This window comes from Methylobacterium sp. BE186, assembly GCF_031457035.1.
In the GTDB taxonomy this organism is placed as follows: Bacteria; Pseudomonadota; Alphaproteobacteria; order Rhizobiales; family Beijerinckiaceae; genus Methylobacterium; species Methylobacterium segetis.
Genome location: NZ_JAVDVV010000005.1, coordinates 44,477 through 69,301 on the forward strand (window position 1 = coordinate 44,477; position 24,825 = coordinate 69,301).

Here is a 24,825-nt window from a genome sequence, read left to right on the forward strand (position 1 = left end):
GTCACGGCCGCGCCAGCACGCCCCCGCTGATCGCCTCGCGCACCCCGGTGGTCGACGGGAAGGTGATGGGCAGCCCCTTCAGCGAGCGCACGGCGAGATGCGCGAAGGCCTGCGCCTCGAGATAGGCCGAGGACCATCCGATCGCGTCGGCGGTCGTGATCTCGGCGCGCAGATGGTAGTGCAGCAGGCGCACCAGCTCGCCGTTGCGGGCGCCCCCGCCCGCCACGATCCAGCGGGTCGGAACCTCGGGCGCATGGTCGAGGGCTCGGGCCACCGCGCGCGCCGTGAAGGCGGTGAGCGTGGCCGCGCCGTCCTCCGTCGAGAGCTGGCCGGCGAGCTTGTGCGAGAACCAGTTCCGGTCCAGCGATTTCGGGGGTCTGCGGACGAAGAACGGGTGCATCAGCAGCCACGCGAGCAGCGACTCGTCCGGGCGACCGCGCGCGGCGGTGCGGCCGCCGTCGTCGAGGTTCTTGTTCTCGCGCTCCTGCATCCACTCGTCGATCAGCGCGTTGCCGGGGCCGGTATCGAAGGCGATCACGCCGCCCTTCGAGTCGATCAGGGTCGCGTTCGCCACGCCGCCGATATTGAGGATGCCGAACGGGCCGTCGAAGCCCGAAGCCTCGGCGAGGGCCTTGTGGAAGATCGGCACCAGGGGCGCCCCCTGCCCGCCCGCCTCGATGTCGGCCCGCCGCAGGTCCGAGACGACGGCGATGCCGAGCCGGCGCGCGAGCGCCTGCCCGTCGCCGATCTGGATGCTGATGCGGTGGTCGGGCCGGTGGATCACGGTCTGCCCGTGGAAGCCGATCACGTCGATGTCGGCGGCCGAAAGCCCGTTCTCCGCGAGGAAGTGCTCCACCGCCTCGGCATGGGCCTGCGTCACGAAGGCTTCCGCCTCCGGCAGGCGGCCGGGCCGGTCCTCCGGCACGGTCACGCTCTCCGCGTCCTTGGTGGCCGCGCGCAGCAGCGCCTTCTCCTCCTCCGCGTAGCCGCGATAGCCGGTCGGACCCAGCGGCTCCAGGAAGTTGTTGTGGCCCTTGACGACGTTGACCCGCTCGCCGTCGGTCTCGATGAGCGCGACGTCGACGCCGTCGAGGGAGGTGCCGCTCATCAGCCCGATCGCGCGCATCATTGCCATGCCGTCCCGCCCCCGTGCCTTTCGCCGGCCGCCCTGCTAAGAGCGCGGCCATCCGTGCCCAAACGCAGGAGCTAGCACGCGGGCCGCGATCCTGTCCCGCCTGCGACGCCCCGCGCCCGGCACCCATCGAGATCCGACCGCGCCATGACGACCGCCCCCGAGAGCTTCAGCCCGAAATCCGACTTCCTGCGGATCCTGACCGAGCGCGGCTACATCCACCAGGGCTCGGACCTCGCGGGGATCGACGCGGCGGCCCTGGAGGGGCGGCTCACGACCTATGTGGGCTACGATTGCACGGCGGCCTCGCTCCATGTCGGCCACCTGCTCTCGATCATGATGCTGCACTGGCTGCAGGCCACCGGCGGCAAGCCGATCGCGCTGATGGGCGGCGGCACGACCCGCGTCGGCGACCCGTCCGGGCGCGACGAGACGCGCAAGATCCTCACCCTGGATCAGATCGAGGAGAACAAGGAGGGCATCAAGAAGACCTTCGCGCGCTTCCTCACCTTCGGCGAGGACGGGAACGGCGCCCGGATGGTCGACAATGCCGAGTGGCTGACGAAGCTCAACTACATCGAGATGCTGCGCGACATCGGGCGCCACTTCTCGGTCAACCGCATGATGTCGATGGACAGCGTGCGGATGCGGCTGGAGCGCGACCAGGAACTCTCGTTCTTGGAGTTCAACTACATGATCCTCCAGTCCTACGACTTCGTGGAGCTGAACCGCCGCTACGGCTGCATCCTGCAGATGGGCGGCTCGGACCAGTGGGGCAACATCGTCAACGGCATCGATCTCGGCCGGCGGCTCGGCACGCCGCAGCTCTTCGGGCTGACCTGCCCGCTGCTGACGACGGCGTCGGGCGCCAAGATGGGCAAGACCGCCGCGGGCGCGGTCTGGCTCGATGCCGGGATGCTCTCGCCCTACGATTACTGGCAGTTCTGGCGGAACACGGAGGATGCCGATGTCGTCCGCTTCCTGAAGCTCTTCACGCTCCTGCCGATGGACGAGATCGCGCGGCTCGGCGCCCTCGCCGGTGCCGAGATCAACGAGGCCAAGAAGGTGCTCGCCACCGAGGCGACCGCCCTCATGCACGGGCGCGAGGCGGCCGCCGCCGCCGCCGAGACCGCGCGGAAGACCTTCGTGGAGGGAAGCCTCGCGGCCGACCTCCCGACCGTCTCCGTCTCGCGCGATCTCCTCTCCGCCGGCCTCGGCGTGCTCACCGCCTTCGGGCCCGAACATGCCAGGCTCGTCCCCTCGACGAGCGAGGCGCGGCGCCAGATCAAGAACGGCGGCCTGCGGGTGAACGACGTGGCGGTCACGGACGAGCGTGCCGTGCTGCGCGAGGGCGACCTCACGGGAGAGGGCGTGATCAAGCTCTCCTTTGGGCGCAAGAAGCACGTCCTGCTGCGGGTCGGCTGAGGCGCCTAGCGCTCGCTCGCCGCCGGGACGCCGTCCGCGAAGGCGTCCGGCCCCCCGCCGGCGCTGAAGAGCTTGCGCAGGAAGCCGGGTGCGACCGCCGAGAGCGGGTTCACGCTCACGTCGGGCGAGCCGAGCTTGCCCGCGACGCGGAAATTCACCGCGAACAGGCCCTCGTTGTGCCCGCCTGCGAGCAGGGGACCGAACAGGGGCACCTGCGCCACCACGTTGTTGAGCCCGTAAAGCGGCACGAAGGTGCCGTTGATGTCCGTGCGCTCGCGGCCCGTGTCGAGATAGCCGCTGAGCGTGAAGCCCATCGCGGCGTTGGAGATCGCCGCGTCCGCGAAATCCACGCGGCTGCCCGTGCGCACGAAGTTCGCCCGCATGCGGTCGAAGCTGACGTCGCTCGCCTGCCCCTGCACGACGCGCCGGCGCCCGCGGGAATCCGTGACCTCGCTGCTCGCCGGTCCCTGCGCCATGATGCTCGACAGGGCCGGCTCGTTGCGCAGGGCGAAGTTGCGGATGTTGACCGCGCCGGCCTGAGGCCCGTCGTTCATCGCGACGTTGAGGAGGAGGCGACCGCCATACATCCGCCGATAGACGTCGACGAAGCGCAGCGTCGCCCCGGCATCCGCCGAATCGACGTTGAGGACCGGCACTCCGCGTTCGCCGCGGGCGATGTTCGCCGTGAACGGCGCGGAGCGGAAGCGCCCCTGGAAGCTCGCCTGGCGAACCTCCCGCCCGCGCATCGACAGCTTGAGGCTCGCGGCCGTCAGCGCCTCGTCGTTGAAGCCGGTCAGGATGTTGAGCGAGAGATCCGCCTCGATCTCCTTCGCGCCCGCATCCTTCGCCGACTTGCCATCCGGGCTCGACAGCGAGCGCAGGAAGGGCCGGGCATCCGCCACGGCACCCTTGACGCCGACCCGGTAGCCGGCGCCGCTGCGCTCGACGCTCACCCGCATCTCGTCGCCGGGCGAGAGCTTGAGGGTGGTGAATTCCGCCCGGTCGATGCCCCCGTCGGCCCCGAGAACGGCGCTGCCGCGGGCGCTTGCGGGCGCCGCGTCGAGCACGATGTCGCGCAAGTCTGTCGGGCTGCCGGGCCCGTTGTCGATCAGGTTGAAGGTGAGGCGCCCGGGCTTTCCGGCGGGCTTCACGAAGCCCGGCACGAGGCCGTCGATGCCGGCCCTCGCGAGGTCCGCCTCGACCCGCACGGCGCCCTTGCCCGATCCCGAACGGCCGACGGGAACCACGGCCTTGACCGCGATCGGCCCGGAGAGCTGCGGCGCGCCCGGCAGGCCCTTGCGCACCCGCAAGGCCTCGTCGAGGGTGAGGCTCACCAGCGCCTCGCCGGATCCCCCGGCCTTCGGCTGGCGCAGATCCACCGAGATCGGCGATCCGGCGATCCGGCCGTCGCCCTTGAGCGAGAAGCCGCCCCGGTCGTAGCCCACCGCGAACTTGCCGCTCTCGAGTTTCTCCTTGCCGAACACCTTGTCCACGGAGAGATCGGTGAGGATGCCCCCGAGCACCACGGGCAGGTCCGCGAGTTCCGGCAGGTGCTTCAGGTTCAGGGGGAAGTCGATGCGAAGATCCGCGTTTCCGCGCACGGTCGCCGGGTCGAGGTCGGCGTTGGCGAGGCTCTTGAACATCTTGGTCTGAAGCAGCGCCGCGAGCGCGTCCGCGCCCCCGCCGAGATGGAAGCCGATCTGCGCCACGACCCTGTCGGGCGCGATCTCGGGGATGACGAAGCTGCCGTCGGTGATGGCGAGGCTGCGCCCCTCGGACACGCGGATGTCGGCGGTGACGCCGCGGATCGTGGTGGTGCGCCCGGTGATCACGCCGCTCACGCGGCCCTTCGTCAGCGGCGGTGCGTCCGCGGAGACGTTCAGCGTGGCATCGGAGACGCCGAAGGCGATCCGCACCGCGTTGTCCGGCATCGGGTCGCCTCGGGTGGCGGCCGCGAGCTCGGCGGCGGACATGTCGACGGCGATATCGACACTGTCGACCCGGCCGGCGCGCAGCTCGTCCGACAGGTAGTTCCGCGTCGGCGGAGCGATGTGCTCCGGCCAGAGGCGCAGCGCGGTGCGCACGTCGGCGTTCTGGGCTGTCACGTGGAGGGTGAGCCCGTCGTCGTCGCCAGACGTGCCGATCGTGCCGGTGATGCGCCCGCCGAACGTGTCGCCCGTCATGGCGAGATCGTCGATCGAGATGCCGCCGGCGCGGCCGGACAGGCGCCCCTCAAGGGTCGCGATCCGCACGGGCTTGTCGGCGGCGCTGGCGCCCCGCAGCACCGCGTCGCGCCCGGTCAGCGTCGCGGTCCAGGCGGTGTCGGCACCGGCCGGGCTCTCGGTCCAGGCGCCGGTGAGATGCACCGCGTTGCCGGCGCCGAGATAGTCGAGCGCGTCGAGCTTGAGGGCCCGGTTCGCCTCGTCCCAGCTCGCGCTGGCCTGAACGCTCTCGATCGTGACGGGGTTGAAGTCCTTCTCCTCGATCAGGAGGTTGCCGTCGCTCGTGCGCAGGGTCGCCGTCATGGCCTCGATGCGCCCGCCGTCGAGGGCGACATGAGCCTTGGCCGAGAGCTTGAGGTCGGTGGTGACGGGCAGCCGCGACTGGCCGGAGAGCAGCAGAAGGTCCGTCACGGGCAGATCGTCGAGGGTGATGATGCCGGTCCGCTTCGGGCCACCAGCCTCGCGCAGGTTGCCGCCGAAGCGCCACTCGCCGTGCGGCCCGTCGATGCGCAATTCGAAGATGCGGGCCTCCTGCGTGGCGTCGCGCCCGAACAGGCCGTTCACCCGTTCGAACACCGCCCGCTCGCGGGCGTCGTCGTCCACCAGCGTGAGACGGGCGTTCGTGATCCGGGCCCGGTCGAGGGCGCCGACCACGCCCGCCGAATCGAGCACCACCCCGAAGATCGAGGCCACCGCCGCCGAGAGCGGGGAGACCGTGCCGCGTGCGGGGTCCACGCTCGGCAGGGTGTGCGGCTTGGCCTCGCCGGGATGGGCGGGCTCGGAGGCGGCGAAGGCGATCGAGCCGTCCCGGTGCACGAGCGCGGTCATCTGCAGGTCGCGGAACTCGATCGAGCGCGGCTGCACCGCCAGACGCAGCAGGCTCCAGGTGTCGAGGCTGACGACGGCGAGGGGCGCCCGCACCACGAGCGCGCCCTGAGGATTGCGGATGTCGAGCCCGGCCACCCGCAGGGCGAGGGAGCGCTCGCTGTCGAGTTCGAGGGCCGAATCGCGCAGGGTGATCTTCCAGCCGGGGCCGATCCGGTCGGCGATCGCCGAGGCGACTTGCGTGGAGAGACCGTCGATCCGCAGCGGGCCGTAGGTGAGGCGCAGGAGGGCGACGCCGATGCCGAGCCCGAGGACGAAGACGAGGCAGAGCGCCGTCAGGAGGCAGATGCCCCCCCAGCCACGGCCCGGCGGCTTCGGCCGAACTCCCTGGGCGGTATCCTCAACCATTCGAACCTTGACCGCTGGATCGGCTTGCCCACTCGGCCTAGAGGATCGAGGGACATCCGTGTTTCATTGCCGCCGTTCGGGCGTCTCGCGGATGGCGCTCCGCACCCCACACTCATAATCGGCCGAAAGGAAGGCACGATGGCCCTCGAGACCGGCGATCCCGCCCCCGATTTCGATTTGCCCGGCGCGGGCGCGGAGACAATCCGTCTCGCCGACCTGAAGGGTCACAAGGTCGTGCTCTACTTCTACCCGAAGGACGACACGAGCGGCTGCACGCTCGAGGCGCAGGGCTTCAACGGTCTCCTCGAGGCGTTCTCCGCCGCCGATGCGCGGGTGATCGGGGTCTCGCCCGATTCGGTGAAGAGCCACGACAAGTTCCGGACGAAGTACGGCCTCGCCTTTCCCCTCGCCTCGGACGAGGCGAAGACGATGCTCGAAGCCTACGGCGTCTGGGCCGAGAAGAGCATGTACGGCCGCAAATACATGGGCGTGGAGCGCACCACGATGCTCATCGACCGCGAGGGCCGCATCGCGCGGATCTGGCCGAAGGTGAAGGTGCCGGGCCATGCCGACGAGGTGCTGCAGGCCGCCCGCGACCTCGGATAGACGCCCGGCCGCCCCGGGCAGCGAGAGCGGGCCGGGCGCAGGAACCGCCCCGCGGAGAATCTCCCTCGCGAGGGCATGGCCCGCCGGGCGCGCCGCCTTCCCTGACCTTTCCTTCTCGGTTCGTTAACCTTGATCGTTGCCTAATGCCGGCTCGCCTCGCCGGTCGGTTTCGATGCCACTCACCTTTCGGGCCGCCACCTCGCCGCTCCGCGCCGGACGGATCGCGCTCGGCATCGGCCTCGTCGTCACGACGCTCTGGGCCGCGGCAGCGACCTATGTCCTCGTCTTCCACGACACCGTGCTGGCGCGCTTCGTGGAGCGGCAGGTCGCGATGCGCGCCGCCTACGAGGCCCGGATCTTGGACCTGCAGGCGAGCCTCGACCGCGCCGCCACCCAGCGCGTCGCCGATATCGACGGCGTGGAGAGCCGCCTCTCTGCCCTGACCGACCGTCAGGCCGGGCTCGAGCGCCGACAGGCGGCAATCGCGGACCTTGTCGGCGAGGACGTGCCCGACCCGTCCCGGACCGGTGCGCTGCCCGACGCGGGTCCGCTCGATCTCGAACTCCGCCCCGGCGACGGGGGCCCCGGCCGCCGCTCCGCCCGCGACGCCGGCATCCGGCTCGCCCGGCTGGAGCGGACGCTCGACCGCTTCACGGAGGCGCAGACGCGCAGCCTCGGCCGCATCGCGGCTCGGGCCGGGCGCGGTGCCGAGCGCCTGCGCAATCTCGTCGCCCGGACCGGCCTCGAACCGCACCGGCTGGAGCGTCCCGCGGCCGGTCTTGGCGGCCCGCTCGTTCCGGTCAGCGGCGACCCCTTCGCCCTGGCGCTCGCCCAGGCTCAGCGGGCGCGCGGCGACGAGCAGCGTCTGCGCCGGATCGCGGCGGACCTGCCGCTGCGCCGCCCGATCCTCGGCGCGTTCAGCCTGTCGAGCGCCTTCGGCACGCGTCTCGACCCCTTCACCAGAGGGCTCGCGCTCCATACCGGGCTCGATCTCAAAGCAGAATTCGGGGAGCCCGCGCGCGCCACCGCGTCGGGGCACGTCACCGCCGCCGAACCGGCGGGCGGCTACGGCAACATGGTCGAGATCGACCACGGCCACGGCGTCGTCACGCGCTACGCGCATCTGGCGCGCTTGGCCGTGACGCCGGGCCAGTGGGTGCGGGCCGGCGACGTCGTCGGCCGCGTCGGGTCGACCGGCCGCTCGACCGGGAGCCACCTGCATTACGAGACCCGGATCGACGGAGAGCCCGTCGATCCGCAACGTTTCCTCAGGGCCGGCGCCGACCTCGACGCGTGGCAATTCAACGCGCCCTGAGCGCCGGAGCGGGGCCCAGGCGCCGCGTTCCTCAGTCGATGTCCTCGACCGCGTCGGCGCCGCCGTAGAGGCGCTGGGCGAGCGAAGCCTCCATGAACGGGTCGATGTCTCCGTCGAGCACGTCGTCCGGGCTCGTCGATTGTGTCCCCGTGCGCAGGTCCTTCACGAGCTGATAGGGCTGCAGCACGTAGCTCCGGATCTGGTGACCCCAGCCGATATCCGTCTTCGCGGCGGCCTCGGCGTTCGCTTTCTCCTCGCGCTTCTTCAGCTCGGCCTCGTAGAGGCGGGCGCGCAGCATGTTCCAGGCGGTCGCCCGGTTCTTGTGCTGAGAGCGCTCCTGCTGACAGGCCACCACGATGCCGGTCGGGTTGTGCGTGATGCGCACCGCCGAGTCGGTCGTGTTGACGTGCTGGCCGCCGGCGCCGGACGAGCGATAGGTGTCGATCCGGCAATCCGATTCCTTGATCTCGATCTCGATCCGGTCGTCGATGACCGGATAGACCCAGACGCTCGCGAAGCTGGTGTGGCGCCGCGCGCTCGAATCGTAGGGCGAGATCCGCACCAGGCGGTGCACCCCGGACTCGGTCTTGAGCCAGCCGTAGGCGTTGTGCCCCTTGATGAGGAGCGTGGCGCCCTTGATGCCGGCCTCCTCGCCATCGGACCACTCGACGATCTCGACCTTGTACTTCCGGCGCTCGGCCCAGCGGGCGTACATGCGCTGGAGCATGTTGGCCCAGTCCTGGCTCTCTGTGCCGCCGGCGCCCGAGTGAACCTCGAGATAGGTGTCGAAGCCGTCCGCCTCGCCGGAGAGCAGGCTCTCGATCTGGCGACGCGCCGCCTCGGCCTCGACGGCGCGGACCCCGCGCTCCCCCTCCTCGATCGTGGCCTGGTCGTTCTCGGCCTCACCGAGCTCGATCAGGGTCTGGGCGTCCTCGAGGTCCTGCTCCAGCCGCTTGATGGCGGAGACCGCCTCGTCGAGCTGGGTCCGGTCGCGCATCACCTTCTGCGCGGCCTCGGCATCGTTCCAGAGTTCCGGGTCCTCGGAAGCCGCGTTCAGCTCCGCGAGGCGTTTCTCGACGGTATCCCAGTCAAAGATGCCTCCTCAGCAGTCCGATCGACTGCTTGGCGGCATCCGAGGCTTGCTCGATCTCGGCGCGCATCTAGGGGTTCACTCAATGGTGCGGATTGTGGAGGGGCCTGATACCGGCCCCGCGCCGGCCTGTAAACGGCGCCCGCCCTGCGACGCCCCGTCCCCGGAACCGAGCCGCGCCCGCGCGTTGGTAGGCACGATGGAAGCCGCAGGGAGTTTGGCGGGATGGCGAAGGCGAGCAGCGAGGAGGCCGAGGACCGGGCCAAGACCTGGGAGGCCTTCAACGAGGCCGTGAACATGACGCCGGCCGCGCTCCGCAAGCACCTCGACAGCGAGGCGAGCCAGGCGGTCGGACAGAAGACGGACGGGGCTGAGTCCACCGGCCACAGGGAGGGGCGGCGCATCCTCGAGATCAAGGACAGGAAGCGGGCCGACCTGACCGACGACGATTACGCCCATATGCGCAAGGTCGTCTCCTACGTCCACCGCCACCTCGCGCAGGGCGGCAAGTCACGTCAGGATCCGGATTCCGCCTGGCGGATGTCCCTGATGAACTGGGGCCACGATCCGAACAAATCCTGACGGGCCCGGATCGGGCGCCCGCGCCTCAGCGCGCGACGAGCGGCGGGACCGGAGCCGGCACCAGCACGAAGGCGCGCCGCTGGCGGCGCCCGCCGAGGCGCCCCTCCGTGTCGCTGTCGTTGTAATAGGCGGTTCCGGTGATCCCGAAGCCGCCGCCGTTCATCACGTGGGGCACGGGCAGGGCCGGCACCGCCAGCAGATCCTGCCGCCACGGCGGCGCCGTGGGTCGGCCGGTCAGGGGATCGACCTCCAGCACCGTCGGGCCTGGCTCGCCCATGTAGTAGGTCGGCACGCCCTGCGCGGCGGCACCGAGAGGGGCGGCGAGCGGCAGGCCGAGAAGGCAGGCGGCGAAGAGGGGGCGGATGATCGTCACGCGTGGTCTCCGTGCACGGGGCCGGTCGTCCCGCTTGATGGCCGGTAAGATGGGCTTTCCGGCCGCTCCGTCCGGCGCGGCGAACGCCCCGGCGGCTCGGTCCCGGCGCCTCAGCCTTTCGAGCGGAGGACCACCTGCGGCTCCCGGGCGACGGGGTCGCACTGGGTCTGGAACGCGTTGAGGACGAGGGCCCGCGAGTCGCAGACGTAGCCGACCTCGGGTCCCGGCGCGGGAACCGGGTCGCGGGCGATGATCGGGTTGGGCGCGCAGGCGCCGGCGGCGCCCGTGAGCAGGAGGGCGGCGAGCAGGTTCAGGCGGCGCATGCAACCCTCGGGACGCAGGTGGCGAAACAATCGCTCCGAGCCTTGCGGACGGGACCGGCGCCTGACAAGCGCCGATGACCGTACGGCCCCGCTTTGCCGCCGCCTGTCGCCCCGCCGCAACATGATCGAGCGGCGTTCCGATGCCCGATCCGCTCAGACGGCCTTGGCCATCGGCAACACGTTGTGGAGCGTGCGGTCCGAGGTCTCCAGGAAGCGCCGGATGTTGCGCGCGGCCTGACGGATGCGCTGCTCGTTCTCCACGAGGGCGATGCGGACGTACTCGTCCCCGTGCTCGCCGAAGCCGATCCCCGGCGCCACCGCCGTATCGGCCTTCTCGACGAGGAGCTTCGAGAATTCGAGGCTGCCGAGTTCCTTGAACCGGTCGGGGATCGGCACCCAGGCGAACATCGAGGCCGAGGGCGCAGGGACCTTCCAGCCGGCCTTGGCGAAGGACTCGATCATCACGTCGCGCCGCTTCTTGTAGATCGCGCGCATCTCCGCGATGCAGGAATCCGGGCCGTTGATCGCGGCCGTCGCCGCCACCTGGATCGGCGTGAAGGCGCCGTAATCGAGGTAGGATTTCACGCGCGTCAGTGCGGCGAGCAGTCGCTCGTTGCCCACCGCGAAGCCCATCCGCCAGCCCGCCATCGAGTAGGTCTTCGAGAGGGAGGTGAACTCGACCGTGCAGTCGATCGCGCCGGGCACCTGCAGGACCGAGGGCGGCGGCTCGCCGTCGAAATAGACCTCCGCGTAGGCGAGGTCCGACAGGATGATGATCTCGTGCCGCTTCGCGAAGGCGACCAGGTCCCGGTAGAAATCGAGGGAGGCGACGTAGGCCGTCGGGTTCGACGGGTAGCAGACGACGAGGGCCACCGGCTTCGGGATCGAGTGCTGCATCGCCTTCTCGACGGCCGGGAAGAAGGCCGGCGTCGGCTCGGCCGGCACGGAGCGGATCACGCCGCCCGCCATCAGGAAGCCGAAGGCGTGGATCGGGTAGCTCGGGTTCGGCACCAGCACCACGTCGCCCGGCGCCGTGATGGCCTGCGCCATGTTGGCGAAGCCCTCCTTCGAGCCGAGCGTCGCCACGACCTGCGTGTCGGGGTTGAGGCTCACGCCGAACCGGCGCTGGTAATAGGCCGCCTGCGCCCTCCGGAGGCCGGCGATTCCCTTCGAGGCGGAGTAGCGGTCGGTCCGCGGGCGTCCGGCGGTCTCGACGAGCTTGGCGATGACGTGGCGCGGGGCATCCAGGTCGGGATTGCCCATGCCGAGATCGACGATGTCGGCGCCGTTGGCGCGCGCGGCGGCCTTGATCCGGTTCACCTGCTCGAAGACGTAGGGCGGCAGTCTCTTGATGCGGTGGAAGTCGGTCATGATCTTCGCGTTGTCCATCGGCGCGGGTCCCGTGTGATTCGCGCGTGCAGCGTCATCGAACAGCGGGATCGGCCTGTCTAGCACCTCGGGGTGCGTCCGCCGACCCGAAAAATATCACTCGGGGCCGGCCCCCTGGCTCGCCCCCTTGCCCGCACCTTTGGCGGCGCCCTCCGCGGCGCGCCCGCGGGCCTCGTTGCGGTTGCGGGCGCCTTCGAGCTCGGCCTCCAGGGCCTTCTGGCTCTCGGCCGATTTCGCCCGCGCCGGCCGCCTCGGCGCCGAGACGCCCACGGGCAGGTAATCCCCACCCGTGCGGGACTGGGCGACGAAGTCGGGCGTTGTCACTGGCTTGGGCTCGGATCCCGCCAGACGCAGCGGGCTCGTGTCGGCCGAGCAGGCCGCCGTCAGCGCCGTCCCGGCGACGGCGAGGGCGCGCAGGACGTGTCGGGCTGAGTCCATGGGCTTTCTGTAGCGGTAAACAGATCCGGCGGGCTGGCGAAACTTTGAGGTGAAGCGTTAATTTGTCGGAAACGAGGCCCCCGGAACAGTCGCGGCGGGCGAGCGTGTCGCGGGACCCGGAACCCCGCGGCGACAGGGAGAGACAAGCGCGTGACGGAGCACAAGACGCCGGCGCAGATGCCCGATTTCGAGGCTCTGTCGCGCAATGCGAGCCTGTTCGTCGAGGAGTTCGGCCGGACCGCCGCCACCTATTTCAAGCCTCTCGACGGCGATGGCGCGAAGGCGGGCGGGTCCGACGAGGTCGGCGACGTCGTCAAGACGCTCGGCACGGTGGCCGAGAAGTGGCTCTCGGACCCGCAGAAGACGCTGGAGGCGCAGACGGCGCTGAGCGAGGCCTTCGTCAATCTTTGGGGCTCGACGTGGTTTCGGATGCAGGGCGAGAACCCGCCGCCCGTCGCCGTGCCCGAGCCGAAGGACAACCGCTTCGCCCACGCAGAATGGTCCACGAACCCGGTCTTCGACTTCCTCAAGCAGAGCTACCTGATCACGTCGCGCTGGGCGGAGGGCCTCGTCGAGCGGGCGGAGGGGATCGACGAACACACCCGCCACAAGGCGCAGTTCTACCTGCGGCAGATTACCGGGGCGCTCTCGCCCTCGAATTTCGTGATGACGAACCCGGAGCTGATCCGGCACACCCTGGAGGAGAACGGCGCCAATCTCGTGCGCGGGCTGAAGATGCTCGCGGAGGATATCGAGGCGGGCAAGGGCGAATTGCGGGTGCGCCAGACCGACCCGTCGGGCTTCGAGGTCGGCGTCAACGTCGCCGTCACCCCGGGCGAGGTCGTGTTCCGCAACGACCTGATGGAGTTGATCCAGTACGCACCGCAGACCGAGACGGTGCTCAAGCGCCCGTTCCTGATCGTCCCGCCCTGGATCAACAAGTTCTACATCCTCGATCTGAACCCTCAGAAGAGCCTGATCAACTGGATGGTCTCGCAGGGCCTGACGGTGTTCTGCATCTCCTGGGTGAACCCGGACGAGCGCCACGCCGACAAGGATTTCGAGAGCTACATGCGGGAGGGCATCGAGGCGGCGATCGACGCGATCGGTGCGGCCACCGGCGAGACCGAGGTCGCCGCGGCGGGGTACTGCGTCGGCGGCACGCTGCTCGCCGTGACGCTCGCCATGCAGGCGGCGACCGGCAACCGGCGCATCAAGAGCGCGACGCTCCTGACCACCCAGGTCGACTTCACGCATGCGGGCGACCTGAAAGTGTTCGCCGACGAGCCGCAGATCCAGGGCATCGAGGCGCACATGAAGCAGCGCGGCTATCTCGACGGCTCGCGCATGGCCAACGCCTTCAACATGTTGAGGCCGAACGACCTGATCTGGTCCTACGTCGTCAACAATTACGTGAAGGGCAAGGCGCCGATGGCCTTCGACCTTCTCTACTGGAACGCCGACGCCACCCGGATGCCGGCGGCCAACCACTCCTTCTACCTGCGCAACTGCTACCTCGAGAACAACCTCTCCAAGGGGAAGATGGTGCTCGGCAACGTGCGCCTCGACTTGAAGAAGGTGAAGGTGCCGGTCTTCAACCTCGCGACCCGCGAGGACCACATCGCGCCCGCCCGCTCGGTCTTCGAGGGCTCGGCCCGGTTCGGCGGCAAGGTCGATTACGTGCTGGCGGGCTCCGGCCATATTGCGGGCGTCGTGAATCCGCCTGCGAAGCCGAAATACGGCTTCTGGACCGGTGGCCCCGCCAAGGGGCGCCTGGAGGACTGGATCGAGGCGGCGACCGAGACCAAGGGGTCCTGGTGGCCCTACTGGTTCGCGTGGCTGGAGAAGCAGGCGCCCGAACGCGTGCCGGCCCGCAAGCCCGGCAGCGGCGCCCTCCCCTCACTCGGGCCGGCGCCCGGCACCTACGTCCGCATGAAGGCGTGACGGACGGCAGAACTCTGCCTTGCCGGGCGAGCCTCGGCGGACATTGCCGGTGCCGCAGGGCGCTCTCTAAGCCGCATCGCCTCGCCCGTTCAGGCGAGGCGATGCGTGGTGCACGTCGATCCCGGCGTTCTCAGTACTTGCGCACCAGGGGCGTGGCCGCGATTGGCGCGGCCGGCTCGCCGAAGACGTAGCGGAAGCCCACCGACACGATGTCGGCGCTGCCGTCGGCGACACCCGCGAAGGTGATCGGGATCGCGGGCGCGGCGATGTAGCGGCTGTCGTAGTCCCGGCCCGGTCCAGCGAGCAGGCGGCCGCGATCGACGAACAGGTGCGAGTAGGCCGCGTTGAGCGTCAGCTTCTCGCTCCAGCGATAGCTCGCGCCGATGGCCACGTTCACGCGGTCGGCGTCGGGCAGACGGGCCGAGCGGTTCGAGAAATCGATGGGGGATTCCTCGTAGGACACGCCGGCGCGCAGGGTCAGGGCCGGCGACCAGTCGTACTCGGCGCCGACCGAGTAGGTGAAGCCGTCCTTGTAGTTCAGCGGCAGGGCCTGAACGGCCGCGCCCGTGACGAGCGAGCGCACGGGGACCACGCCGAGCCTCGACCAATTGTCCCACTCGAAGCCGAAATTCACACGCGCGACCGGGCTCAGCGCCTGCGTGATGCCGAAGCTGACCTTGTCGGGGGTGTCGAGGATCGCCTTGACGGCGGTTCTCGGCGCGATGAGCGGGTTGATCGGCGGCAGGAGCAGCAGGCCCTCGATGCCGTGATTGACCGAGGAGCGGTAGCCGACGCCGACCTGCGTGCCGGCCCAGGGCGTGACGAGCACGCCTGCCGTGAAGCCGACGCCCCAGGACTCGCCCTTCAGGATGGCGGTCGGCAGGTTGGCGGGCGGAATCAGCGGGCTGAACGGAAATGCCGACTTCAAGTTGAGCTTGAAGTATTCGAAGGTCGGGCCGGCGGCGACCGACAGCCACTCGTTGACCTTGTAACCGATCACCGGGTTGATGTTCAGCGAGAAGATGCGGCTCGACCGGGCATAGACCTCTCCGGCCCAGACCGGATTCGGCTTGGTGACGAGGCCGAACGGCGCGCCGGTCTGCAGGCCGACCCAGAGCCGGTCGTTCAGCTGGTAGGAGGTCGCACCGGAGGGCACGACCGCGCCCTGCCCGATGTCGCCCGAATCGCCGAGCGCCGCGAAGCCCGGCGTCGTGCCCGGCTGCGTGCGGATGTCGCCCGACAGGTTGATGAAGGTGAAGTTCTGCTCGCTGACCCAGCCCGGCCGCATCGTCACCGTGGCGGGGTTCCAGAACATCGACGAGACGCCGCCGGCGCCGGAGGCGGCACCGGCATCCGCCAGGCCCGCCGCGATCGTGCTCTGTTCCCGGATGCCGAAGGCACCCGCCATCGCGTCTCCCGCTCCGAGGGCGAGCACCGCCCCCGATACACCAGCCAGCGCGAGCGCGCGCAGATTCCCCATCATGGTCGTCCCAGCCTTGTTTGCGGCGCTCGATTGTCCCGTCCCCAGAACGGGCACGACGCCTTAAAACGAAGATTGCCCTGCGCGGTGAGACTTCGCAATCCCGCGTTGTGTGCGGTTACGAACGCAACTATACTATACGAATACACGGACAGTGCGAAAAAATTGCTAATCGATAGTGAGGATTCGCGCAATGGCGAGATTCGTTCACATCTAAACCTTCTGCATGATTATGCAGGTCGCGGTCGCTGAAACGCCGGGTTCTGCGTTTTTGTGCAGGGCATGTGTGGTTTGCGCAACATCCCGAAACCTGGCCCCCACAGACCTCGCTTGACCGGCCCGCTGCGGGAACCACTTGGCTCCGCCAGGAGTCACGATCGGGTTCGGAGGGCGTGTGCGATGAAGCTGGTGCGTCATGGTGAGATCGGTGACGAGAAGCCTGGCCTGATCGACCGGGACGGGGAGCTTCGCGACCTCTCGGGCGTGCTCCGCGACCTGTGCGGGGCGGCCCTGGCGCCCGCAGCGCTCGACCGGCTGCGCCTGATCGACCCGGAGACGCTGCCGCTGCTGCCCCCGGAGACGCGGCTCGGCCCCTGTGTCGGTGGCACCCGCAACTTCATCGCGATCGGCCTCAACTACGCGGACCATGCGGAGGAAACCGGGGCGCCGATCCCAGCCGAGCCCATCGTCTTCAACAAGGCGCCGTCCTGCCTGTCCGGACCGAACGACCCCGTGATCCTGCCGAAGGGCTCCGCGAAGACCGACTGGGAGGTGGAGCTCGCCATCGTGATCGGGACGCGGGCCTCCTACGTCCACGCCAACGAGGCGCTGAACTACGTGGCCGGGATCTGCGTCTGCAACGATCTCTCGGAGCGCGAGTACCAGTTCGATCGCGGCGGCACCTGGACCAAGGGCAAGGGGTGCCCGACCTTCGGGCCCCTCGGCCCCTGGCTCGTTACCCTCGACGAGGTGCCGGACCTCAAGAACCTGAATCTCTGGCTCGACGTGAACGGCGAGCGGATGCAGACGGGCTCGACGGGGACGATGATCTTCGACGTGCCGCAGATCGTCGCCTACCTCTCGCATTTCATGATGCTGGAGCCCGGCGACGTCATCACCACGGGCACGCCGCCCGGCGTCGGGCTCGGGCGCAAGCCGCCCCGCTACCTCCAGAGCGGTGACGTGGTGACGCTCGGCATCGACGGTCTCGGCGAGCAGCGCCAGGAAGTCGTCGCCTTCGACGACTGGACGGCCAAGGTCGCGGCGGGCGAACCGACGAACTGAAGGGAGTTGGCGCGGCGCGTGCCCGTGCGGTGAGGGATGCGGCCAGAGGCGGCTTGATTTTCCGGCCGAGTTCCGCTCGATGGGGCCATGACGCTGTCTCCGGCCCCCCTGCCCGCTTCCCCGAACCCCGCGATCCGGCACGACTGGACGGTCGCCGAGATCCAGGCGATCCATGACCTGCCGCTGCTCGATCTCGTGTTCCGGGCGGCCGAGGTGCACCGGACCCACAACGACCCGGCCGACATCCAGCGGGCGAGCCTGCTCTCGATCAAGACGGGTGGCTGCCCCGAGGATTGCGCCTATTGTCCGCAATCGGCCCACCACAAGGGCGCTGGGCTGGCGCGCGAGCGGCTGATGCCGGTGGACGCCGTGCTGAAGGAGGCGGCCGCCGCCAAGGCTGCCGGCGCCCACCGCTTCTGCATGGGTGCCGCGTGGCGCCAGCCGAAGGACGGGCCGGAATTCGATGCCGTGCTCGCCATGGTGCGGGGCGTGCGCGGCCTCGGCATGGAGGCTTGCGTGACGCTGGGCATGCTGACGCCGAGCCAGGCGCAGCGCCTCGCCGAGGCGGGGCTGACCTCCTACAACCACAACCTCGATACCGGGCCGGACTTCTACGGCGACATCATCTCGACGCGGACCTACGAGGACCGCCTGCGGACTCTGGAGAACGTGCGCGAGGCCGGCATTGGCGTCTGCTGCGGGGGCATCGTCGGCATGGGCGAGGGCGTGAAGGACCGCGCCGCCATGCTGCAGGTCCTGGCCAACCATGCGCCCCATCCGGAGAGCGTGCCGATCAACGCCCTCGTCGCCGTCGAGGGCACGCCCCTGGAGGGGCAGGCGCCGGTCGATCCGCTCGACCTCGTGCGCATGTGCGCCACCGCCCGCATCGTGATGCCCCGCGCCCGGGTGCGCCTGAGCGCCGGCCGCCGCGGGCTCACCCGGGAGGCGCAGATCCTGTGCTTCCTCGCCGGTGCCAACTCGATCTTCTACGGCGAGCGCCTCTTGACGACCGCGAACAACGAGACGGATTCCGATGCCGAACTCCTGCGCGACATCGGCGTGCCCGTGCCCGGGATCACCCTCGCCGCGGCCGAGTGAGCGGGCCTTAAGCGGCCTCCGTCGGGCCGGGGATCCAATCGGGCACCGTGATGCGGAAGCTCGCGCCGGGCACACCGTCCTCGAGGCGCAGGGTCCCCCCGTTGAGCTGGACGAGCTCGGCGGCGATGGCGAGGCCGAGGCCGGTGCCGCCGGCGCGCATCGAGCCCTGGAAGGGCGCGAACAGGTGAGCCTTGGCCCGCTCGGGCAGGCCCGGCCCGTTATCCGCCACGAGGATCGTCACGAACCCTGAGCCGACGCCGCCATGGCGCGAGGCCGTCACCCGCACTTCCGGCGCCTCGCGGCCCGCTCCGGCGGCATCGAGCGCCTGGACCGCGTTGCGGACGAGGTTGGTGAGTGCGCGCGAGAGCTGTTCCGGGTCGGCGCAGATCTGAAGGCCGGGCTGAACCTGCTCGCGCACCGAGACGCGCGAATCCGTGGAGAGGCCGGCAAGCTCCGGCAGCTCCGCCAGGATCGGTCCGAGCAGGACGAGGCGGCGCTGCGGATGACGCTCCGTCGCCCGGCCGTAGGCGAGCGTCGCCTCGCAGAAGCGGATCGCCCGGCCGAGGGTCGCCACGAGGCGGGGCGCTACCCGTTGGACGGTCGGATCGGCGGCGCCCTCCAGGCGGTCGACGAGGAGTTGCGCCGTGGTGAGGAGATTGCGCAGTTCGTGGTTGATCTTGCTCACCGCGAGGCCGAGTTCGGCAAGCCGGCGCTTCTCGCGCAATTCCCCCGCGAGCGCCTGTTCCATCTTCGCCAGCGCCGTCTCGGCATGGCCGATCTCGTCGGTGCGCCGCGAGGGCGCGATCACGCGTTCCAGGCTTTCCGGATCGTCGGCGAAGGCGGTGATGTTGTGGGCGAGCCGGCGCACGGGCGCGACGATCACCCGCTGCAGCACGATGAAGACGAGGCCCGCCGCCGCGGCCGCGATGATCAGCGAGGACAGGAGGAGGCGGATCGAGAAATCGACGATCGCGGCGCGCAGCGGCGCCTCGTCGATCAGGATCTCGACCACGTCGAAGCCGTCGCGGCCCTGCCCCACCACGCGCAGCGGCTCCTCGCCGGGCGCGATCAGCGTGCGCCAGGACCCGTGGATCGATTCCCACCAGGAATCCTCGCGCAGGTCGACCGTCTCGACGACGGCCTCGGGCATCGCGGCGTTGGAGAGCAGGCGCCGGGTGCCGCCGCCGCTCACCACGATGGCGCGGGCGCCGACCCCCCCGAGCAGGCGCCGGGCGAGATCCTCCGAGACCGGCTGCCCCGGAGACGCATCGAGCACCGTGGCAGCCACCTGCGCGGCCGCGATCCGGTCCGAGAGCCAGCCCAGGCGGTAATTCGCGACCGCCGGCACGTAGATCAGGATCTCGGCCGCAGCGACGAAGGCGACGGTGATCAGGAACAGGCGGCCGGACAGACCGAAATGCCGCCCGAGCCCGCGCGGCGCGGCCGGCGCGACCTCGGCGCCCGAGCCGAGGATCGGCGCCGTCTCGGTCTCCGAACTCGTACTCACGCCCATCCCGATCCCTGTGGATCCTGATCCTGCTCTTGTCGGCGCCTCTTGGCCGAGGCGCCCCGGGACTGCCTGAGATGCGCGCCGTCCGTCGTGGCCCGCGCGAAATCGAGTCGCGCTCGACCGCAAACAAATGACAGATCAACCCCGACCTTCGTACGCGTCCTCAAGCGCGGCGTCGAGAGGCCAGCTTGGCAGGACCAGGGCCGAACACGATCAGAGCGCCCTCTACTGGTATAACCGGAGGTTGATGGTACGATTAGACCATCCCTCAGGGTTGTGATTAGTCGGGCGATCCGAGCCCAATACCGTCCTGCAACGGTATCACATCGTCCGCGGCGCGTCGTCGGGCCGGAAACGGCGGCGCAGCACCACGCTGACGAGGGCGAAGACTGCAAGGCCGCCGAGCCCGGCCACCATCTTCGGGGTGACGAGGGCCGAGATGGCCAGGGCCTCGTCGCAGGCGAGGGTTCCGGCGGCGCGGCAGGCGGCCTTCGCGCTCTCGTGGGCGGCGACCACGTCCTCGATCGCCGCCCCCGTCGCGGCGTAGACGAAGGCGCCGGGCAGCAGGCCGAACATCGTGGCGAGGACGAAGGTCCGCAGCCGCACGCCGCAGGCGGCCGGCGCGAGGTTCGTCATCCAGAACGGGAAGATCGGCAGCAGGCGCAGGAACGCAATGTAGCCGAAGGCGTCGCGCCGGAATCCCTCGGCGAGGCGGCTGAGCCGAGGCCCGGCCGTCCGCCGCAGCAGGTCCGCCGCCGGGCCGCGCCCGATCGAGAACACGATCGCCGCGCCCGTCGTCGCCGATGCGACGGCGAGAAGCGCGCCGGTGACGATGCCGAACAGGAACCCGCAGATGATGGTGAGGACGAGCGAGGCGGGCACCGAGAGCACGACCGCGCAGACGTAGACGAGACCGGCCACGACAATCGCGCGGGACCGGTCCGCCTCGACGAAGCCCTGCAGCCAGGCGCGCGAGGCGAGCAGTCGGTCGAGGCTGAGGAGATGGTAGGCGCCCGAGACCAGAACGGCGAGCGAGGCGAACACGAGAATCGCCAGCGGCAGCCAGCGGAGGACCGCGCCTCGGCGTGCCCGCCCCGATGAGGGCTGCGGCCCCACCGCCCTCAGCCGGCCTTGCGCATCCGCAGGATCTTGAAGAACCCGCCCGGGAAGGTCGGCGCGACGCCGATGAACTCGACGCCGTTGCGCCGCGCCCAGGCCTCGATCCGGGTCGACTTGAAGTCCGACGACCAGCCGATTTTGGTGCAGAGGGGTGCCACGATCTCCTCGACGCGGGCGACAGGCCCTTCCGTCTGCCCGAAATGATTCGCGAGCACGATGCCGCCACCCGGCCGCACCACGCGCAGGAACTCGGAAAGGGCCGCCTCCGGGTCCGGCACCAGCGTGATCAGGAATTGCGCCACCACGGCGTCGAAGGACGCGTCGGCGTAGCCGAGGCGGCAGACGTCCATCACCTGAAGGCCGCGCACCTGGGAGAGGCCCCGGCGCTGCACCTTGCGGCGGGCGCGCCTCAGCATGTCCTCGGAGAGATCGACGCCGCAGACGAAGCTGCCGGCGGGGTAGTAGCCGAGCGACAGGCCCGTGCCGACGCCGGCCTCCAGGATGCGCGGCCCGTGGGAGACGGCAGCCTCGACGGCGGCGCGGGCGGCGGGCTCCGTGAGCTTGTCGTAGACGACGTCGTAGACCGGCGCCCAGCGGGCGTAGGCCTTGCGCATCAGGGCGGTGCTCGGCCCGGCCGCCTGCGGCTCGCTCAGCATGTGCTCTCGGCTTCCTGTTCTGGGGATCGGATCGTCAGGCCGCTCGGGCGGCGCCTGCCTGCAACGCGTCGATGCGCCGGATGGTGCCGCCGCCGAGGACGCGGGCGCGCGGTCCATCGTCGGCGTAGATCGCGCAGGCCTGCCCCGGAGAGACCCCGTCCTCCGGCGTCACGAGGATCACCTCCGTGATGCCGGACGCGGGATCGTGGTGGAGCGTGGCCGGCCGCGGTTCGCGGGTGGAGCGGACGCGGACGGCGACCGGCTCGTCGGCCAGGTTCGCCAGCGGCCCCTCGCCGAGCCAGTTCACCGCGTCGAGACGGATGCGGCTCGTCGCCAGCGCGGCGCGGGGGCCGACCACGACACGCGCGGTCTCCGGCTCCAGGCGGATCACGTAGAGCGGCTCGCCGACCGCGAGACGCAGTCCCCGGCGCTGGCCGACCGTGTAGTGGATGATGCCCTCGTGCCGGCCGAGCACGCGTCCGCCCGCATCGACGATCTCGCCGGGGCGCGCCGCATCCGGGCGCAGCCGCGCGATCACGTCGGCGTAGCGTCCCTGCGGCACGAAGCAGATATCCTGGCTGTCGGGCTTCTCGGCGACCGCGAGCCCGAGCTCGCGCGCGAGGCGGCGCGTCTCGTCCTTCGGCAACTCGCCAAGGGGAAAGCGCAGGAAGTCGAGCTGCTCGGGCGTCGTCGCGTAGAGGAAGTAGCTCTGGTCGCGAGCCGGATCGAGGGCGCGGTAAAGGGCGCGCCGGCTCGATCCCGGCGCCAGGGGCCGGCTCGCCACGTAATGCCCGGTGGCGAGCGCGTCGGCATCGAGGTCGCGGGCGGTGGCGAGCAGGTCCCGGAACTTGATCGAGCGGTTGCACTCGACGCAGGGGATCGGCGTCTCGCCCGCGAGATAGCTCTCGGCGAAGCGATCGATGACGGCGTCGCGGAAACGGTCCTCGTAATCGAGGACGTAGTGCGGGATCCCGAGCCGCTCGGCCACCCGACGGGCGTCGTGGATGTCCTGGCCGGCGCAGCAGGCGCCCTTGCGGTGGGTCGCGGCACCGTGATCGTAGAGCTGCAGCGTGATGCCGACGACGTCGTAGCCCTGCTGCTTGAGAAGGCCCGCGACGACGGAGGAATCGACGCCGCCCGACATGGCGACGACGACGCGCGTCTCGTGTGGGGGCTTCGGAAGGTCGAGCGAGTTCATCGGGCCAAGTTTCGTCGGCGCGCACGACCCGCGCGCTGCCTGCGGGGATCTATAGTGACTGTCGCCGGCAAGTTCCAGGGAGCGGGCGAGAGGTCGACGGGACCGGCAATTTGTGCCCAACGGGCGGCAGCTTCGGCCCGGTGCGACCGTCGGGATGACCGTTGTCCGGGAAAATACCCCGACTTTCCAAAGGTTTGTAGAGGCAGGCCAGTGGCCTGCCGCTTGCTGTTGCCTGGCCCAGGGAGTGTGGCATGGGCTTCACGGCAGCAGATCTGATGGATGCGACGGCGCGCCGGCCGTCGCTGGGCGCGACGCAGGACCTGCGTCAGGCGCGCACGAGCGCGCCGGCGCGGGAGCGCTTCAGCCTCGATCTCGGCCTGCGCGAGCGTCCGGCGGTTCGCGAGACGCCTCGGCCGGCCGAAGGGCGTGCCGCGGACCGTGCGGGCGATCCCAAGGCTACGACACGCCGGGATCTCGAGCCCGGGCGGCCCAAGGCGGCCTCCGCCGATCGCGCGCCGACGGCCGCTATTGGAACTCCGGCGCGTGCCGGCCGGGGCGCGGAGGCCGCGCCGCGCCCTGCCGTCCCGCAAGCGGGCGCAGGGCAGGACGCTCCCATCGCGCCGACCACGGCGAAGGCGTCCGCCGCCGCACAGGCGCCACCCGCTGGCCCGGGCGAGGCGGTGGTCGAGGCGCAGGTTCTGGCCGAAATCGCGATTCCACAGGACGAGACCGAGACGGCCGATGAGGAAGCGGCCGACGAGGACACGGGCCAGCCAGCGGGCGGCCTGCTCACGCTCCTCTCCGCGCTCCAGGCGCCGCCGGTCCCGACGCGTCTAGCGCCCGGCCAGGACGGTGCCGGCTCGAGGGAGCCGACCGGGGAAGGCCTGGAAGCCCCTCGACCCGCGACCGCGGACGGCCTGAATGGGCCGAACCTGCCCGGCCTCGAATCCGAGGCCAAGCTCGGAGCCGCCGCGAACGCTGCCGCTCAAGGCGCGCGCCGTGCCGGTGCTTCCGCCGAGGTGGTGCCGGCCGCGACCGAGACCGAGGCCAATGCGAACCGGCTCGATTTCTCTGCGGACCTCGCGGCAACGCTGCCGCCGGCGCCGCCGGCCGATCCCAAGATCCTGGGAAGGGAGGCCGCGGCATCCGGCGCTCCCGCGCACGCCGCACAGGGCGCCGAGAAGGCCGCGGTCCAACCTCCCTCCCCTCCCGTATCGATCGGGCAGGTGCCGATGACGATCGGCCTGCGGTCCCTCGGGGGATCGAGCCAGTTCGAGATCCGCCTCGACCCGGCCGAACTCGGGCGTGTCGACGTGCGGCTCGAGATCGACAAGGAGCGCGGCACGGTGACGACGCATCTCGTCGTCGAACGCGTCGAGACGCTCGCCATGCTTCAGCGGGACGCGAACGGCCTGCAGCAGGCCCTGACCCAGGCCGGCCTCGACCCGAGCGAGGGCGGCATCAACCTGTCGCTGCGCGGAGACGGGCAGCCGGGCTCCGGCGCTGAGCAGCGCGAGGGGCAGCGCCGCGGCGCCCAGGCCTTCGCGGAGAATCCCGAGATCCGCGCCCTGGACGCGGCGCCCCTGCGCAGCCTGAGGGGCCTCGGCGGCCTCGATATCCGGATCTGAGGAGACGACCATGGCCACCGCCATCAGCAGCGCGACCACCAGTGCCGCCGCGTCGAGCGCGAGCGGCACGAAGACCGACTCGCAGCAGATCGCGGGCAACTTCACGCAGTTCCTGACTCTGCTCACCACGCAGCTCAAGAACCAGAACCCGCTCGACCCGATGGACACGAACCAGTTCACGCAGCAGCTCGTGCAATTCGCGCAGGTCGAGCAGCAGCTCAAGGGCAACGACCGGCTCGACTCCATCCTGAGTAATGCGAAGGCGGCGAGCGCCGCCTCGGCCACGAGCTTCATCGGCCAGACCGTGACCTCGGACGGCAAGACCGCGCAGCTCAAGGACGGGGCGGCGACCTGGAACCTGACCCCGGCCCGCGCGGTCTCGAAAGCGACGATCACGATCCTCGACGCGAAGGGCAACGTCGTCGGAACCCAGACGAAGGCCCTCACAGCCGGCTCGCAGACCTTCAGCTGGAACGGGCGCAATTCGGCGGGGCTGTCCGCGACCGAGGGTCAGTACACGCTGAAGATCGACGCGTTCGACGCGACCGGTCAGAGCGTGACCGTCGATACGGCGGTGAGCGGACGGGTCGATGGCGTCGATCTCAGCGGCAGCGAGCCGGTCCTCACGATCGGCGCGTCGCGGGTTCCCGTGTCGAGCGTACGGTCGATATCATCCGAGTTGTCCACATAGCTGGGGAAAACCGAATCATATCCGAGGGATGCGCTTCAACATATTTTAAGCGGACGCAAGTAGCGTCGGTCATCGATAGGTCAGTCGAG

At 70.3% G+C, this 24,825-nt stretch carries 21 protein-coding genes; 9 read left to right on the forward strand and 12 right to left on the reverse strand.

Features of this window, described 5'->3' with window-relative positions:
• Position 1: 1 nt before the first annotated feature.
• A complete protein-coding gene (locus tag J2X36_RS07340) occupies positions 2–1,135 on the reverse strand; it encodes an anhydro-N-acetylmuramic acid kinase (protein WP_310347696.1) in 1,134 nt (377 codons plus the stop codon).
• A 144-nt stretch (positions 1,136–1,279) separates the two neighbouring features.
• Here J2X36_RS07340 and tyrS point away from each other — a divergent pair, with 144 nt between their 5' ends.
• Positions 1,280–2,557 carry a tyrosine--tRNA ligase gene (gene tyrS / locus J2X36_RS07345; protein ID WP_310347699.1) on the forward strand — a complete coding sequence of 426 codons (1,278 nt, stop codon included), beginning with the start codon at positions 1,280–1,282 and terminating at the stop codon, positions 2,555–2,557.
• Between the two features lie 5 nt (positions 2,558–2,562).
• Here tyrS and J2X36_RS07350 read toward each other — a convergent pair whose 3' ends face one another.
• On the reverse strand, positions 2,563–6,012 hold the full coding sequence (locus tag J2X36_RS07350; protein WP_310347702.1) for a DUF3971 domain-containing protein: 3,450 nt from the start codon (positions 6,010–6,012) through the stop codon (positions 2,563–2,565).
• Between the two features lie 138 nt (positions 6,013–6,150).
• Here J2X36_RS07350 and J2X36_RS07355 point away from each other — a divergent pair, with 138 nt between their 5' ends.
• Together J2X36_RS07355 and J2X36_RS07360 are read left to right on the forward strand one after the other, a co-directional pair.
• Positions 6,151–6,618 carry a peroxiredoxin gene (locus J2X36_RS07355; protein ID WP_132254480.1) on the forward strand — a complete coding sequence of 156 codons (468 nt, stop codon included), beginning with the start codon at positions 6,151–6,153 and terminating at the stop codon, positions 6,616–6,618.
• A gap of 172 nt (positions 6,619–6,790) precedes the next feature.
• Entirely contained in the window at positions 6,791–7,933 is a 1,143-nt protein-coding gene (locus J2X36_RS07360) for a M23 family metallopeptidase (protein WP_310347707.1), read from the forward strand.
• Positions 7,934–7,964: 31 nt separating this feature from the next.
• Here the strand turns inward: J2X36_RS07360 and prfB are convergent.
• Positions 7,965–9,093, reverse strand: a protein-coding gene (prfB, locus tag J2X36_RS07365; protein WP_132257083.1) for a peptide chain release factor 2 whose coding sequence is annotated in 2 segments (ribosomal slippage) — positions 7,965–9,023 and positions 9,025–9,093 — 1,128 coding nt in all. Because the reading frame shifts where the segments join, the coding sequence is not laid out codon by codon here.
• 155 nt (positions 9,094–9,248) lie between these two features.
• Here prfB and J2X36_RS07370 point away from each other — a divergent pair.
• Complete coding sequence (locus J2X36_RS07370) at positions 9,249–9,605, forward strand: DUF3140 domain-containing protein (RefSeq protein WP_132257085.1); 357 nt, start codon at positions 9,249–9,251, stop codon at positions 9,603–9,605.
• Positions 9,606–9,630: 25 nt separating this feature from the next.
• Here J2X36_RS07370 and J2X36_RS07375 read toward each other — a convergent pair whose 3' ends face one another.
• From J2X36_RS07375 to J2X36_RS07390, 4 genes are all read right to left on the reverse strand, one after another.
• Positions 9,631–9,978, reverse strand: coding sequence for a hypothetical protein (locus J2X36_RS07375; RefSeq protein WP_132257087.1), 348 nt, complete (start codon positions 9,976–9,978; stop codon positions 9,631–9,633).
• 110 nt (positions 9,979–10,088) lie between these two features.
• The gene (locus J2X36_RS07380; RefSeq protein ID WP_132250407.1) at positions 10,089–10,301 is read right to left on the reverse strand and encodes a hypothetical protein; all 213 of its coding nucleotides are present in this window, start codon (positions 10,299–10,301) and stop codon (positions 10,089–10,091) included.
• A 153-nt stretch (positions 10,302–10,454) separates the two neighbouring features.
• Entirely contained in the window at positions 10,455–11,672 is a 1,218-nt protein-coding gene (locus J2X36_RS07385; protein ID WP_310348328.1) for an LL-diaminopimelate aminotransferase, read from the reverse strand.
• A gap of 114 nt (positions 11,673–11,786) precedes the next feature.
• Positions 11,787–12,128, reverse strand: coding sequence for a hypothetical protein (locus tag J2X36_RS07390; RefSeq protein WP_310347715.1), 342 nt, complete (start codon positions 12,126–12,128; stop codon positions 11,787–11,789).
• Between the two features lie 177 nt (positions 12,129–12,305).
• Between J2X36_RS07390 and J2X36_RS07395 the strand changes: the two genes are divergently transcribed.
• Positions 12,306–14,072, forward strand: coding sequence for a class I poly(R)-hydroxyalkanoic acid synthase (locus J2X36_RS07395; RefSeq protein WP_310348331.1), 1,767 nt, complete (start codon positions 12,306–12,308; stop codon positions 14,070–14,072).
• Positions 14,073–14,202: 130 nt separating this feature from the next.
• On the opposite strand, the gene J2X36_RS07400 is transcribed toward J2X36_RS07395, so the two are convergent.
• On the reverse strand, positions 14,203–15,555 hold the full coding sequence (locus tag J2X36_RS07400; RefSeq protein WP_132250403.1) for an OmpP1/FadL family transporter: 1,353 nt from the start codon (positions 15,553–15,555) through the stop codon (positions 14,203–14,205).
• Positions 15,556–15,951: 396 nt separating this feature from the next.
• Here J2X36_RS07400 and J2X36_RS07405 point away from each other — a divergent pair, with 396 nt between their 5' ends.
• Together J2X36_RS07405 and bioB are read left to right on the forward strand one after the other, a co-directional pair.
• The gene (locus tag J2X36_RS07405; RefSeq protein ID WP_132250401.1) at positions 15,952–16,836 is read left to right on the forward strand and encodes a fumarylacetoacetate hydrolase family protein; all 885 of its coding nucleotides are present in this window, start codon (positions 15,952–15,954) and stop codon (positions 16,834–16,836) included.
• Between the two features lie 87 nt (positions 16,837–16,923).
• The gene (gene bioB, locus J2X36_RS07410; RefSeq protein WP_132250399.1) at positions 16,924–17,934 is read left to right on the forward strand and encodes a biotin synthase BioB; all 1,011 of its coding nucleotides are present in this window, start codon (positions 16,924–16,926) and stop codon (positions 17,932–17,934) included.
• A gap of 7 nt (positions 17,935–17,941) precedes the next feature.
• Here bioB and J2X36_RS07415 read toward each other — a convergent pair whose 3' ends face one another.
• From J2X36_RS07415 to mnmA, 4 genes are all read right to left on the reverse strand, one after another.
• Positions 17,942–19,447 carry a HAMP domain-containing sensor histidine kinase gene (locus J2X36_RS07415; RefSeq protein ID WP_132250397.1) on the reverse strand — a complete coding sequence of 502 codons (1,506 nt, stop codon included), beginning with the start codon at positions 19,445–19,447 and terminating at the stop codon, positions 17,942–17,944.
• Between the two features lie 318 nt (positions 19,448–19,765).
• Positions 19,766–20,569, reverse strand: coding sequence for a VTT domain-containing protein (locus J2X36_RS07420; protein ID WP_310348337.1), 804 nt, complete (start codon positions 20,567–20,569; stop codon positions 19,766–19,768).
• The gene (locus J2X36_RS07425; RefSeq protein ID WP_132250393.1) at positions 20,566–21,219 is read right to left on the reverse strand and encodes a class I SAM-dependent methyltransferase; all 654 of its coding nucleotides are present in this window, start codon (positions 21,217–21,219) and stop codon (positions 20,566–20,568) included. Before J2X36_RS07425 ends, J2X36_RS07420 begins: the two co-directional genes overlap by 4 nt.
• Before the next feature lie 34 nt (positions 21,220–21,253).
• Entirely contained in the window at positions 21,254–22,417 is a 1,164-nt protein-coding gene (mnmA, locus tag J2X36_RS07430) for a tRNA 2-thiouridine(34) synthase MnmA (protein ID WP_310347721.1), read from the reverse strand.
• Between the two features lie 251 nt (positions 22,418–22,668).
• On the opposite strand from mnmA, the gene J2X36_RS07435 reads away from it, so the two are divergent.
• Both J2X36_RS07435 and J2X36_RS07440 read left to right on the forward strand, forming a co-directional pair.
• Entirely contained in the window at positions 22,669–24,045 is a 1,377-nt protein-coding gene (locus J2X36_RS07435; protein ID WP_310347723.1) for a flagellar hook-length control protein FliK, read from the forward strand.
• A 10-nt stretch (positions 24,046–24,055) separates the two neighbouring features.
• Positions 24,056–24,736 carry a flagellar hook assembly protein FlgD gene (locus J2X36_RS07440; protein ID WP_132250387.1) on the forward strand — a complete coding sequence of 227 codons (681 nt, stop codon included), beginning with the start codon at positions 24,056–24,058 and terminating at the stop codon, positions 24,734–24,736.
• Positions 24,737–24,825 lie beyond the last annotated feature (89 nt).

Coding starts and splice junctions, on each gene's coding strand:
- J2X36_RS07340 (WP_310347696.1), bottom strand. CDS start 1,135: ATGGCAATGATGCGCGCGATCGGGCTGATGAGCGGCACCTCCCTCGAC.
- tyrS (WP_310347699.1), top strand. CDS start 1,280: ATGACGACCGCCCCCGAGAGCTTCAGCCCGAAATCCGACTTCCTGCGG.
- J2X36_RS07350 (WP_310347702.1), bottom strand. CDS start 6,012: ATGGTTGAGGATACCGCCCAGGGAGTTCGGCCGAAGCCGCCGGGCCGT.
- J2X36_RS07355 (WP_132254480.1), top strand. CDS start 6,151: ATGGCCCTCGAGACCGGCGATCCCGCCCCCGATTTCGATTTGCCCGGC.
- J2X36_RS07360 (WP_310347707.1), top strand. CDS start 6,791: ATGCCACTCACCTTTCGGGCCGCCACCTCGCCGCTCCGCGCCGGACGG.
- J2X36_RS07370 (WP_132257085.1), top strand. CDS start 9,249: ATGGCGAAGGCGAGCAGCGAGGAGGCCGAGGACCGGGCCAAGACCTGG.
- J2X36_RS07380 (WP_132250407.1), bottom strand. CDS start 10,301: ATGCGCCGCCTGAACCTGCTCGCCGCCCTCCTGCTCACGGGCGCCGCC.
- J2X36_RS07385 (WP_310348328.1), bottom strand. CDS start 11,672: ATGACCGACTTCCACCGCATCAAGAGACTGCCGCCCTACGTCTTCGAG.
- J2X36_RS07390 (WP_310347715.1), bottom strand. CDS start 12,128: ATGGACTCAGCCCGACACGTCCTGCGCGCCCTCGCCGTCGCCGGGACG.
- J2X36_RS07395 (WP_310348331.1), top strand. CDS start 12,306: ATGCCCGATTTCGAGGCTCTGTCGCGCAATGCGAGCCTGTTCGTCGAG.
- J2X36_RS07400 (WP_132250403.1), bottom strand. CDS start 15,555: ATGATGGGGAATCTGCGCGCGCTCGCGCTGGCTGGTGTATCGGGGGCG.
- J2X36_RS07405 (WP_132250401.1), top strand. CDS start 15,952: ATGAAGCTGGTGCGTCATGGTGAGATCGGTGACGAGAAGCCTGGCCTG.
- bioB (WP_132250399.1), top strand. CDS start 16,924: ATGACGCTGTCTCCGGCCCCCCTGCCCGCTTCCCCGAACCCCGCGATC.
- J2X36_RS07415 (WP_132250397.1), bottom strand. CDS start 19,447: ATGGGCGTGAGTACGAGTTCGGAGACCGAGACGGCGCCGATCCTCGGC.
- J2X36_RS07425 (WP_132250393.1), bottom strand. CDS start 21,219: ATGCTGAGCGAGCCGCAGGCGGCCGGGCCGAGCACCGCCCTGATGCGC.
- mnmA (WP_310347721.1), bottom strand. CDS start 22,417: ATGAACTCGCTCGACCTTCCGAAGCCCCCACACGAGACGCGCGTCGTC.
- J2X36_RS07435 (WP_310347723.1), top strand. CDS start 22,669: ATGGGCTTCACGGCAGCAGATCTGATGGATGCGACGGCGCGCCGGCCG.
- J2X36_RS07440 (WP_132250387.1), top strand. CDS start 24,056: ATGGCCACCGCCATCAGCAGCGCGACCACCAGTGCCGCCGCGTCGAGC.